This window comes from Megasphaera lornae (assembly GCF_000214495.1).
In the GTDB taxonomy this organism is placed as follows: domain Bacteria; phylum Bacillota; class Negativicutes; order Veillonellales; family Megasphaeraceae; genus Megasphaera; species Megasphaera lornae.
The window spans coordinates 60,299-71,542 of sequence record NZ_AFIJ01000029.1 but is presented as its reverse complement, the minus strand read 5'-3'; the positions used below and the strand labels follow the sequence as shown (position 1 = coordinate 71,542).

At 52.6% G+C, this 11,244-nt stretch carries 10 protein-coding genes and 1 riboswitch; of the genes, 8 read left to right on the top strand and 2 right to left on the bottom strand.

From position 1 onward, the window contains the following. Positions 1-247 precede the first annotated feature (247 nt). A riboswitch (ZMP/ZTP riboswitch) is annotated at positions 248-325 on the top strand. A 51-nt stretch (positions 326-376) separates the two neighbouring features. Continuing rightward, positions 377-1,552: a phosphoribosylaminoimidazolecarboxamide formyltransferase gene (locus HMPREF1039_RS04250; RefSeq protein WP_007391130.1), complete on the top strand. Its 1,176-nt coding sequence runs from the start codon at positions 377-379 to the stop codon at positions 1,550-1,552. A gap of 191 nt (positions 1,553-1,743) precedes the next feature. Here the strand turns inward: HMPREF1039_RS04250 and yfcE are convergent, their stop codons facing one another. Together yfcE and HMPREF1039_RS04240 are read right to left on the bottom strand one after the other, a co-directional pair. Next, positions 1,744-2,295, bottom strand: a complete 552-nt coding sequence (gene yfcE, locus HMPREF1039_RS04245) for a phosphodiesterase (RefSeq protein ID WP_007391107.1) — start codon at positions 2,293-2,295, stop codon at positions 1,744-1,746. Between the two features lie 88 nt (positions 2,296-2,383). Beyond that, positions 2,384-2,902 (bottom strand): DUF4231 domain-containing protein, encoded by a 519-nt coding sequence (locus tag HMPREF1039_RS04240; protein ID WP_007391196.1) that lies wholly within the window; start codon positions 2,900-2,902, stop codon positions 2,384-2,386. A gap of 220 nt (positions 2,903-3,122) precedes the next feature. Between HMPREF1039_RS04240 and HMPREF1039_RS04235 the strand changes: the two genes are divergently transcribed. From HMPREF1039_RS04235 to HMPREF1039_RS04205, 7 genes are all read left to right on the top strand, one after another. Beyond that, entirely contained in the window at positions 3,123-3,794 is a 672-nt protein-coding gene (locus tag HMPREF1039_RS04235) for an HAD hydrolase-like protein (protein ID WP_007391126.1), read from the top strand. Next, positions 3,794-6,715: an insulinase family protein gene (locus HMPREF1039_RS04230; protein ID WP_007391205.1), complete on the top strand. Its 2,922-nt coding sequence runs from the start codon at positions 3,794-3,796 to the stop codon at positions 6,713-6,715. The genes HMPREF1039_RS04235 and HMPREF1039_RS04230 overlap by 1 nt, the downstream gene beginning before the upstream one ends. 13 nt (positions 6,716-6,728) lie before the next feature. Then, the gene (gene gluQRS / locus HMPREF1039_RS04225) at positions 6,729-7,679 is read left to right on the top strand and encodes a tRNA glutamyl-Q(34) synthetase GluQRS (RefSeq protein ID WP_007391168.1); all 951 of its coding nucleotides are present in this window, start codon (positions 6,729-6,731) and stop codon (positions 7,677-7,679) included. Positions 7,680-7,839: 160 nt separating this feature from the next. Beyond that, positions 7,840-8,280 carry a division/cell wall cluster transcriptional repressor MraZ gene (gene mraZ / locus HMPREF1039_RS04220; protein WP_007391188.1) on the top strand — a complete coding sequence of 147 codons (441 nt, stop codon included), beginning with the start codon at positions 7,840-7,842 and terminating at the stop codon, positions 8,278-8,280. Positions 8,281-8,288: 8 nt separating this feature from the next. Beyond that, positions 8,289-9,221, top strand: coding sequence for a 16S rRNA (cytosine(1402)-N(4))-methyltransferase RsmH (rsmH, locus tag HMPREF1039_RS04215; RefSeq protein ID WP_007391167.1), 933 nt, complete (start codon positions 8,289-8,291; stop codon positions 9,219-9,221). A 39-nt stretch (positions 9,222-9,260) separates the two neighbouring features. Beyond that, a complete protein-coding gene (locus HMPREF1039_RS04210) occupies positions 9,261-9,644 on the top strand; it encodes a septum formation initiator family protein (RefSeq protein WP_007391166.1) in 384 nt (127 codons plus the stop codon). Positions 9,645-9,742: 98 nt separating this feature from the next. Continuing rightward, positions 9,743-11,242, top strand: coding sequence for a UDP-N-acetylmuramoyl-L-alanyl-D-glutamate--2,6-diaminopimelate ligase (locus HMPREF1039_RS04205; protein ID WP_007391108.1), 1,500 nt, complete (start codon positions 9,743-9,745; stop codon positions 11,240-11,242). The last annotated feature ends 2 nt before the right edge of the window (positions 11,243-11,244 follow it).

The following is an 11,244-nucleotide window of genomic DNA, read 5'->3' as shown; positions in this document are numbered from 1 at the left end:
TACCGTTAAAATAAAATACATTCTACTCCGAAACGATTAAAAATAATCCATTCAGACATATATTTTACGACAGTTGACATGAAAAACATTGCAGTCCGGGAGGAGAAAGAAAAGCGGTAAGTGTGCCATGTATTAAAAATAACAATCATAACCGATAATAAAACAATACGGAACAGTCGTTTTCAACGTATGCCGCAGTGCGGCGGGCCGGCGGTATTGACAGGAAAAGCGGGAGTGGTATAATGAAAGAGAATCATGCGACTGACGGAAGTGGAGTTACCACAGGGAACATGGTTGTCGATAGCCGACCGTCTGGGCAAAGTGTCCGGAAGTGTCGGTATTTTTTTGTCCTTTTATTTATTCGGGAGGGATAGGAATGCAAGAATTGCCTTTGAAATACGGGTGTAATCCGCATCAGGCGGCGGCTCGCGTGTATCGAAAAGACGGCGGCGAATTGCCGTTTGTTGTGCGTAACGGCAATCCCGGTTATATTAATTTGTTGGATGCGTTCAACAGTTTTCAACTGGTACGGGAATTGGCAACGGTAACGGGACAGCCGGCGGCCGCTTCCTTTAAGCATGTCAGTCCGGCCGGGGCGGCGGTGGCGACGGCGATGAGCGATACGTTGAAAAAAATATACTATGTCGAGGATCTGCCTTTAACCCCGTTGGCGACGGCGTATGCGTGTGCGCGCGGCGCGGATCGGCTGAGTTCATACGGTGATTTTGCGGCCCTGTCGGCGTGTTGCGATGCGGCAACGGCCAAGCTTTTGCAGCGGGAAGTTTCGGACGGCGTGATTGCTCCCGATTATACGGAGGAAGCGTTGGCGATTTTAAAAACGAAAAAAGGCGGTCGCTATTGTATTTTGCAAATGGATCCGACGTATGTGCCGGCGCCTGTGGAGAGCAAAGACGTGTTCGGCATTACGTTTGCGCAGGAACGCAATACGGTAGCGCTGACGCCTTCCGTACTGACGCGGATACCGACGCGGCAGAAGGAAATTCCCGCGGCGGCGCAACGGGATTTGCTCATTGCCTTAATTACGCTGAAGTATACTCAATCCAATTCGGTTTGCTATGTCAAGGACGGCATGACGATCGGCGTCGGTGCCGGTCAGCAGTCGCGTATCCATTGCACGCGGTTGGCGGGTCATAAGGCGGATGTGTGGTGGTTACGGCAACATCCGCAAGTATTGGCGTTGCCGTTTCGCGCGGATCTGCGGCGTCCGGAGCGGGACAATGCGATTGATGTGTATGTTTCCGACGAGCAGGAAGAGGTGCGGGCGGACGGTGTGTGGCAACGGCTGTTTACGACGCGGCCGCCCGTTTTGTCGGCAGCGGATAAAAAAGCCTGGATACAACAATTACAGGGAGTGTCGTTAGGCAGCGACGCCTTTTTCCCGTTCGGCGATAATATTGAACGGGCGCATCGCAGCGGTGTGGCGTATATTGCGCAAACGGGCGGTTCCGTGCGTGACGATCATGTGATTGCCGCCTGTGATCGCTACGGCATTGCCATGGCCATGACGGGCATTCGTTTATTTCATCATTAAGTTTCTTGCAACCGGTGAAACGGTCGGAAAGTTTGTCGTTGACCGTATAGATAAGGTCGTATTTTCCCCTTGAACCGACGCTTTTCGTACCGAAAAAAACGGGCACTCGTTTACGAGAACGTGCCGGTTGCAAGGATATAAAAATAACGCAGACCGAGTAAGCGGTTTGCGTTATTTTTATAGGCCGCAGTTTATAAGCACAACGTATGGTAGGGTTGCCCGTCGGTTATGTCCAGCCAAACAAAGGTATGCCCGTCAAAGGTCATGAAACTGTGCGGGCTTTCTTCTTTCGGCAAGGAAACGGAGCCGGGATTCAGGTAGTAGTTGCGGTTTCCGAACGCTTGCCAGGCCGGTACATGCGTATGGCCGTGCAGGAGAAGATCGCCGGGGTGTAAAGACGGCGGCAGGCGGCGGAGATTATACCGGTGGCCGTGGGTAAGGAAGATTTGGCGGTCGCCCGTATAGAAAAAGGCATAGTCGGCCAATACGGCAAAATTCAGAACCATTTGATCGACTTCCGCTTCGCAGTTGCCGCGTACGCACAGTTTGCGTACCGGGCAGTCATTGAGCATCCGGATGACTTCTTTCGGAGCGTATTCACGCGGTAAATCGTTACGCGGACCGTGGTATAATAAATCGCCCAGCAGTAACAGTGTATCCGGCCGTTCTTCCTGCAGTCGCGTCAGCAACAGGCGACAGTAATAGGCGGAGCCGTGTATATCGGAGGCAATAAGCAGTTTCATCAGTTTTCTCCTTACGGGACGGCGTATTGTCACAAAAATAACGCAGCGTAGTCGTCTGCGTTATTTTTATACCGTCCTGTACGTTTTTTTAAGGAATAAATTTCCGGTAATTTTCCAAATGCGCCAATTTGGCATGCGACGAATGTTGCAAGTGATTCCAACAGGTAGCCAAAGAAACGGCAAGGGGATGCGCGCCCGCGGTTTGCGGATAGGTCGGAGCGATCAGCGCATTGACCCGTGCCTGTAAGCAGGCCGAAGGATTATCCGCATGCGCATAAATGGAGGCATGCATTTGATAACATCGTTTTTCACGTCGCAGGGCTTCGGCGGTTTGGCTGTAATCGCGCCAGTTTTCATGTACTTCGGACAGACCGTGCACCGAGGCGATCAAGGTGACAATGCTGCTCATGACGGCACTGCAAAGATTGCTGTAGACATTGATAAATTGCAAATAAGAAGCCGTAAAGGTGAGCAGAGGCAACAGTGCGGAAAGCATTCGTTCCGTGCGTTTTAATCCTATATAATATAAGCGGTTACGCGTGCTTCGACTCGCGTACCAAGCTATTTTTTTATCGATGTTTACTTTTTTATATTCCTCTTCTTGCATAAGCGCTTCCTTTCCGGGCGTCGGTTTAGGGAATAATTCTCTATTTTTCGTCTATATAATACTACAATATGTAAAAAAAATCTACATACTTTGTGCAGTTTATAGAAAGTTTTTCTCAAGGTTGCCCGTACAGGGGTATCAGAAAAAGAGGATGACTAGCCGAAAAAAGACAAAGATGGTATGATTAGACGGTACGGAAATTTTGTTCTCGGAGGCGCGTATGAGTACACAGGTTATTTTTGATTTGGACGGCACGCTGACCGATTCCCGCGAAGGGATTATTCGCTCCGTTGCCTATGCCCTGACCAAAGAAGGCGAGACCACGGCAGGGCGGTTGGCGGCGGAAACGATTATCGGCCCGCCGTTATGGGAGACGTTTTGCGGCACGTACGGTTTTTCGGAAGCCAAAGCGCGGCGCGTATATGCGTTTTTTCAAGAACGGTACAGTACTATCGGCAAGTATGAAAATAAGCCGTTTGCGCAGGTTCCGGAAATGTTGGCGACGTTGACCCGGGCGGGTCTTGCCGTATATGTGGCGACGTCGAAGCCGGAAGTGCATGCGCGAGATATTTGTGAACATTTTCATTTGCTTCCGTATATTCGGGAGATTGCCGGCCCGCAAGTCGGCGGGACGGATACGAAGGCGGATTGTATACGCCGTATTTTGCGGAGCATCGGCCCGCAGGCACACCGGACGGCGGTCATGGTGGGCGATCGGCGGTTTGATGTCGAGGGCGCGCGCAGCAACCGCATTCCGGTGATCGCCGCGGCCTACGGCTACGGCAGTGAAGAAGAACGCCGCGCCTATCCGCCGGATCGGACGGTGGACAGTGTGGCGGCATTGACGCAGGTGTTACTGCAATGGCAGGATAAAGAAAAGAGGGAGATATAATGGCGGATATAGTAGGAAAACAGATACACGGGTTTCGTGTACAGCGCGCGGAAACGGTGCGGGAAATCGGCGGTAAGGCTTATGAATTGCGTCACGAGCAATCGGGGGCGCGCGTGTTATATATACAGACGGAAGATGATAATAAGGTGTTTTCCATTTCTTTTCGGACCACGCCGAAAGACAGTACGGGCGTGCCGCATATTTGTGAACATTCCACCTTATGCGGTTCCCGGAAGTTTCCGTTAAAAGAACCGTTTGTCGAGTTGGTCAAAGGATCTTTGAACACGTTTTTAAATGCCATGACCTTTCCCGACAAGACCATGTATCCTGTAGCCAGTCGCAATGATCGGGATTTTAAAAATTTAATGGACGTGTATTTGGATGCCGTATTTTTTCCCGCCATGCTCAAGGATCGACAGGTTCTCATGCAGGAAGGGTGGCATTATGAAATGGCGGACGAGGACAGCCCCATGTCGTACAGCGGGGTGGTCTACAATGAAATGAAAGGCGTATTTTCGTCACCGGATGCGCAGCTGGAACGGCATGTCATGTCCCTGCTTTTCCCGCAGACGACGTACGGTGTGGAATCGGGCGGCGATCCGGATGTGATTCCGACGTTGACGTTTGAAGATTTTACCGCCTTTTATCGTACGTATTATCATCCGTCCAACAGCTATATTTTTTTGTACGGCAATATGGATATGGAAGCGACGTTGGCCTTTATCGACGAAGAATATTTGCGGCATTTTACGTATACGTCGACGGATTCCGCCATTGCCCGGCAAACGTGCCCGGGAAGTATAGTGAAAACCTTCCCGTACGGCGTGGCGTCGGACGAAAAAACGGCGGGAAAAACCTTGCACAGTTTGACGTATGTCGTGGATGATGCGGCGGATCCCACGTTGGGATTGGCGTTTAAAGTATTGACGTATGTCTTGGTTACGTCGCCGGCGGCGGTGTTGAAAAAAGCTCTGTCGGATGCGGGCGTGGGCAAAGATATTACGGCCGATTTTCAGGACGGCTTGCTGCAACCGTTGTGGTCTCTTTCCATTAACGGCTCGGAACCTTCGGCGCAGGCGAAAATTTTACCGATCGTACGGCAAACGTTGACCGACCTGGTGCACAACGGCATAGATCGGCAAGCCTTGGAAGGTGCCCTGAATCGGGTGGAATTTACGTTGCGGGAAGCGGATTTCGCCGGGCGACCCAAGGGGTTGATTTATGGCATTCGTTGTATGGATACGTGGCTGTATGACAAGGATCCGTTGGCGGCGCTGCGCTATGAAGAATCGTTGCGGATATTGCGGCAAGGATTGCAAACGAAGTATTATGAAGATATTTTACAAACGTATCTTTTACAAAATCCGTACTATGCTCTGGTATCGTTAGTGCCGGAACGGGGCGGGACCGAACAACACGACAGGAAGCAGGCGGAAACCTTGGCGGCGTATAAAAAAACGTTGTCGGCGGCGGAAATTAAAGATATTGTTGCCTCGACAAAAGCCTTGAAAAAACGGCAGGAAACGCCGGATACGGCGGCTGCGCTGGCGACGATTCCCGTTCTTTCCCGCCGGGATTTGGCGTCGCAGGCGGAAGCGGTGGAAATGCACAAAGAAACTGTTGCGGGTGTAACGGTGGTTCGGGTGCCGGACCGCACCAACGGGATTACGTATATTGATGCGTATTTTGATTTACACGGGATTACGGCGGCAGAATTGCCGTATGTGTATTTGTTGAGCGACGTGTTGGGCGATATGGACACGCGGCGGCGGACGTATGCGGAGTTGGCGTCGCAAATCGATTTGTATACGGGCGGGTTGGATGTTTCCGTGGCCGCATTTTCCGATTATCAAGATGCGACCGCCTATACGCCGGTATTTAAAGTAAAAGTCAAGAGTTTGAACGGGAATGTTGCACAAACTGCGGCGTTGTTACAGGAAATTACTACGGCCTCGGTGTTTACGAAGCGGGAACGGCTCATTGAACTGGTAGAAGAATTAAAAGCCGGCTGGGATATGGACGCCTTTCGGCGGGGCCATACGCTGGTCATGCATCGGCTGTTGTCGTATGTATCGCCGGTGGAAGCCTTTTCGGACGGCGGCGAATTTTCGTACTATCGTTTTCTTACGAAGCTTGCCGCCACTATACGGGAACGGGCGGACGAAGTGGCGAAAACGTTACAGACGTTGTTGGAAAAGATTATGACTAAAGCCGCGCTGACCGTCGCCGTAACCGGCGAAGGGGCTGCTTATGAAGCGACCGCACAGGCGCTGTCTTCCTGGTTCGGGGCGTTGCCGCAGGGACGGCGGCAGACGGCTTTATGCCGGTTTACGCTGCAACGCAAAAATGAAGGGATTATGACCGGCGGTAAGGTGCAGTATGTCGCCAAGGGCGGTAATTTCCGACAGCACGGCTTTGCCTATACGGGGGCGCTGGCCGTATTGGATACGATTTTGCAGTACGGGTACTTGTGGACGAAAATTCGTGTGCAGGGCGGTGCGTACGGGGCGATGACCCGGTTTTGCGGCAATGGCGATATGGTGCTGTGCTCGTATCGAGATCCCAATTTGCGCAGCAGTATTGAAGCGTATGACGCGTTGCCCGATTATTTGGCGACCTTTGATGTGTCGGACCGGGAAATGACGAAGTATGTAATCGGTACGCTCAGTCGCATAGATATTCCGCTGACGCCTTCGTTGCGCGGCGCGAAAGCCATGAGTCGGTATTTTACCGGCTTGACGGCGGAAGCGGAACAACGGCGGCGGGATCAAGTGTTGCAAGCGACTGTACAGGATATACGGGATTTGGCGCCGCTGCTGCGGGCGGTAATGGCGGATAACAATCTTTGCGTCATGGGCAGTGAAGGAATCATTCGCCGGGAAAAAGAATTATTCACGTCCTTACTTCCGTTGACGGAGTAAGGCGGTGACCGGTATGCGCGGTCGCTTTGCGCCCGGGCCGACAGGGTACCTGCATCTCGGCAATGTGTGGACCGCGCTGCTGAGCTGGTTGCAGGTGCGACAGCAGGGCGGTACTTGGGTGCTGCGATTGGAAGATGTTGATGAGCAGCGTTCCCGCGCCGTGTTTGCCCGCAGCATTTTACGGGATATAACGTGGCTCGGCCTTACGTGGGATGAAGGCCCCCGTATAGGCGGCCCGTATGCGCCGTATATACAGCAACAGCGGTATGGGCTGTATATGCGGGCCTTGCAGCTCTTACAGCGACAAGGCCTGCTATATCCCTGCTATTGCAATCGGGCCCGCCTGCAGACGTTGGGGGCACCGCATGCGGGGGAACGGCACGTGTATGACGGCTGTTGTTATAAGCGGTTTAAAAAAAATATGGCGCCTCCCGGGGATAAGCCGCCGTCCCGGCGCGTGCATGTGCCGCCGGACACCCTGGTGTTTGCGGATCTGCAATACGGCCGGCAGGAAACCGCGTTGCGCCGGGACGGCGGCGATTTTGTGGTGCGCCGGGCGGACGGCTTGTTTACGTATGCGCTGGCGGCGGTCGTGGACGACGGCGCCATGGCGATTACGCATGTCGTGCGGGGGCGCGATTTATTGCCGGTTACGGCGCAACAAATCTGGCTGCTGCAGGTGTTGGGATATGACGTACCGCAGTATCTGCATGTGCCGCTGTTGGTGGATGCCGGGGCTCACCGGTTGTCCAAGCGGCAACACGGAATCACGGTTGCCGCCTTGCGGGACGCCGGGGCGGATCCCTGTCAAATTTTATCGTATTTGGCCTGGCGCGGCGATCTGGTACGGGAAAAACGTCGCTATACCTTGGCGGAATTGGTGCAACAAAGCGAGTTGTCCCGCCTGTCCGGGGAGGATATATGCGTGGCGGCGCCGGAGCGGGAAATTTGTTCGCTTCTATAGCCGAAATGAATAAAAATGACATAAGCTATTCTAATTCAGAATCACTACATAGTTTGTAGTGATTCTGTTTTTTGTTTTTTAGGAATTGATTATGTTTTTATTGTCACAATGTGCAAAAATGTGGTAAAATGTGGTGGAAAGTGAAGGAGGTGACAGCTGTATGTTCATGGGTGAATTTACACATAGTATCGACGCCAAAGGGCGTGTGATTTTACCGGCTAAATTCCGTGAGGAATTGGGCCTTCATTGTGTTGTCACGCGTGGACTGGAAGGCTGTTTATCTGTATATACGGCGGAAAATTGGCTGTCCTTGGCCAACAGTATGAAAAAATTGAAGGCATCGAAAGAAAATGTCCGTGCGTTTAAGCGGTTTTTATTCGGCAGTGCGGCGGAAGTCGAATTTGACCGGCAGGGCAGAATTTTGATTCCTGCCGCCTTACGGGAGTATGCAAAGTTGACAAAAGATGTGACGGTTTTGGGAACGGGCGACAAAATTGAAATTTGGGATAAAGGCGCGTATGAAACGTATGCGGCCGCGATCGTTCCGGATATGGAAGAAATTGCCGAAAGTTTGCATGAAACCTTGGATGTGGATTTCTAGGAGGAAGTATGGACTTTCATCATGTCAGTGTGTTGCGGGAAGAAACGGTGGCCGCCGTTTTGGGACCGAAAAACGGCATATATGTGGATTGTACCCTCGGCGGCGGCGGTCATGCGGCGACGTTGGCGGCGCAGTTGCAGGAAGAAGCGCTGGTCATCGGTCTGGACCGGGACCGGGACGCGTTGCGGGCGGCGGCGGCGCGGTTGCAAGACGTGCCTTGTCGGACGCGGTTGGTACAACGTAATTTTCAATATTTGGCGGATGTGTTACAGGAATTGCACCTGCCGTATGTAGACGGTATTATGTTTGATTTGGGCGTCTCCGGGTATCAGTTGGATACGCCGGAACGGGGATTTTCCTATATGCAGGACGGGCCGCTGGATATGCGGATGGATCAACGGTGTGCCGTGCCCGCCTCGACGGTGGTGAATACGTACAGTGAAGAAGCGTTGTATTCGCTGATTAAAGCCTATGGCGAAGAACGTTGGGCCAAACGGATTGCCGCCTTTATCGTTCGGGCGCGGCGACAAAAACCGTTTTCCCGTACGGCCGAATTGGTACACGTCATTAAGCAGGCGATTCCGGCGGGGGCCAGAAGGGACGGACCGCATCCGGCGAAACGCACCTTTCAGGCCTTGCGCATTGAAGTGAATAATGAATTGGGAATTTTACATGACGCGTTGACAACTGCCGTACAGCATTTGAAGCCGGGCGGGAAAATCGGAGTGATTACTTTTCATTCGTTGGAAGATCGCATTACGAAACAAACCTTTAAAGAATTGGCGACCGATTGTATCTGTCCTCCCGATTTGCCCGTTTGCACGTGTCATCACCGGGCGAGTATTCGCGTACGGCGGCAGGTGGTGACGCCTTCGCCGCAGGAAGTGGCGGACAATCCGCGGGCACGCAGCGCTAAATTGCGGGTAGCGGAGCGAAAATAAGAGGGGTGTATTTTTTGTTCAGATAGGATGTGTTATAATATGTTGGCCAGAAATCCCGAATATACGGGTTATCATGTGGGAAAACCGTCTTTTACGGTCACGGAATTGCGTGCGGCGGAAAGCTGTTTTACAGGAAAAGGCAAGTTAATCGTCAAGTTAATCGGCTTGGTGACGCTGTTTTTGTTGGCGTATGTCGGATTATCCGCCATTAAGACGGCGCAGTCGTATGAGTTGGCGAATGCCAAATTGCAAGCGAAACAATTGCAACAGGAAAACGATAACTTGCGGATTGATATTGCCCGCTTAGATGCACCGGAACGGATTTATACGATGGCCACTGCGCAACTGGGAATGGTAGCGCCGTCCCGGGTATTATACGGCACCCCGGATACCGCCGTCGGACGGACGACGGACAATCAGTGAGATCATGAGGAGCAGCCTTGCAGCAAGGCTGCTATTGTTGTTTGTTTTTCAGCCCGCGGCGACGGGGTAATACGCAAGGCGACAGGGAGGATGGAACAATGAAAACAATAGAGGAACTTTGCGGACAAGTATCCGCCACGCATGAAGTTCGCGGGGATGCCCGAGTGCAGGTGCGGGGCATTACGGCGGATTCGCGGGACGTACAGCCCGGTGATTTGTTTGTATGTGTGGCGGGAGCCCATGTGGACGGCAAAACGTTTGCCGCCCAAGCGGCGGCCAAAGGAGCGGTAGCCGTGTTGACGACGGAGCCGTTGCCCTTGCCGGACGGGACCGTGCAAATTATCGTACCGGACATTCATGCGGCCGTAGAGGAAATGGTACCGTTTTTTTATGACTATCCCGGTAAAAAAATGCGCATGATCGGCGTTACCGGGACGAACGGCAAGACGACTACGACGCATATTATTGCTCATATTTTGCGGACCGCCGGCTATCATGTGGGCGTGTTGGGAACCATTCATGCGTTAATGGACGATTTGGAATTGCCGATTCACAATACTACGCCCGATGTGGTGGAATTACAGCGATTTTTGGCACAAATGTATGCCCGCGGCATTACGCATGTCGTGATGGAAGTATCCAGCCATGCGTTGGCCTTGCAGCGCGTCGCCGGCATCGAGTACGATACGGCGGTGTTTACCAATTTAACGCAAGATCATTTGGATTTTCATAAGACTATGGAAAATTATGCGGCGGCCAAGGCGAAATTATTTCGCGGTCTGACGGCCGGCACGCCTGTTAAGAAAGGGAAGACGGCAGTGCTCAACCGGGACGATCCGTGGTCCGTATTGATGCGGAAAGCCTGCGGTACGGCCGAGGTTTTGACATACGGTACGGAACGGGAAGCGTCGCTGCGCGGTACGCATTTGCAGGTGGCTCTGAAACATTCGGTTTTTGATGTGACGGGGCCGTTCGGGGATATGCATTTGCAAATGAATATTACCGGTTTATTTAATGTGTACAACACGTTGGCGGCGATCGGCGCGGCCTATGCGGAAGGCGTGGACCCGGAAACCATCGGCAAGGCCATGCAAACATTTCATGCCGTGCCGGGGCGCTTTGAGTTGGTGGAAGCCGGGCAGGACTTCGCTATTGTCGTGGATTATTCACATACGCCCGACAGTTTGGAGAAAGCGCTGACGACGGCCCGGGCGATGAACCCGCATAAAATTATTGTCGTGTTCGGTTGCGGCGGTGATCGGGATCGCACCAAACGGCCGATTATGGGACGGATTGCGGCAACGCATGCCGATATTCCGGTGGTCACGTCGGACAATCCGCGTTCGGAAAATCCGGAAGCGATTGTGGCGGAAGTGGCGGCCGGCGTAAAAGAAGCCCTGCAGCCGGGACAGCAGTATGAAGTACTGACGGATCGGCGCCGCGCGATTCGACGGGCCGTGGCGTTGGCGAATACCGGAGATATGGTGCTTATTGCCGGTAAAGGCCATGAAACGTATCAGATTTTAAAAGATAAGACGATTCATTTTGATGATCGGGAAGAAGCGCGAAATGCTGTAGCGGCATTAAAGAGGGAATAAGT

Coding starts and splice junctions, on each gene's coding strand:
- yfcE (WP_007391107.1), bottom strand. CDS start 2,295: ATGAAACTGCTTATTGCCTCCGATATACACGGCTCCGCCTATTACTGT.
- mraZ (WP_007391188.1), top strand. CDS start 7,840: ATGTTCATGGGTGAATTTACACATAGTATCGACGCCAAAGGGCGTGTG.
- HMPREF1039_RS04235 (WP_007391126.1), top strand. CDS start 3,123: ATGAGTACACAGGTTATTTTTGATTTGGACGGCACGCTGACCGATTCC.
- HMPREF1039_RS04205 (WP_007391108.1), top strand. CDS start 9,743: ATGAAAACAATAGAGGAACTTTGCGGACAAGTATCCGCCACGCATGAA.
- rsmH (WP_007391167.1), top strand. CDS start 8,289: ATGGACTTTCATCATGTCAGTGTGTTGCGGGAAGAAACGGTGGCCGCC.
- HMPREF1039_RS04250 (WP_007391130.1), top strand. CDS start 377: ATGCAAGAATTGCCTTTGAAATACGGGTGTAATCCGCATCAGGCGGCG.
- gluQRS (WP_007391168.1), top strand. CDS start 6,729: ATGCGCGGTCGCTTTGCGCCCGGGCCGACAGGGTACCTGCATCTCGGC.
- HMPREF1039_RS04240 (WP_007391196.1), bottom strand. CDS start 2,902: ATGCAAGAAGAGGAATATAAAAAAGTAAACATCGATAAAAAAATAGCT.
- HMPREF1039_RS04230 (WP_007391205.1), top strand. CDS start 3,794: ATGGCGGATATAGTAGGAAAACAGATACACGGGTTTCGTGTACAGCGC.
- HMPREF1039_RS04210 (WP_007391166.1), top strand. CDS start 9,261: ATGTTGGCCAGAAATCCCGAATATACGGGTTATCATGTGGGAAAACCG.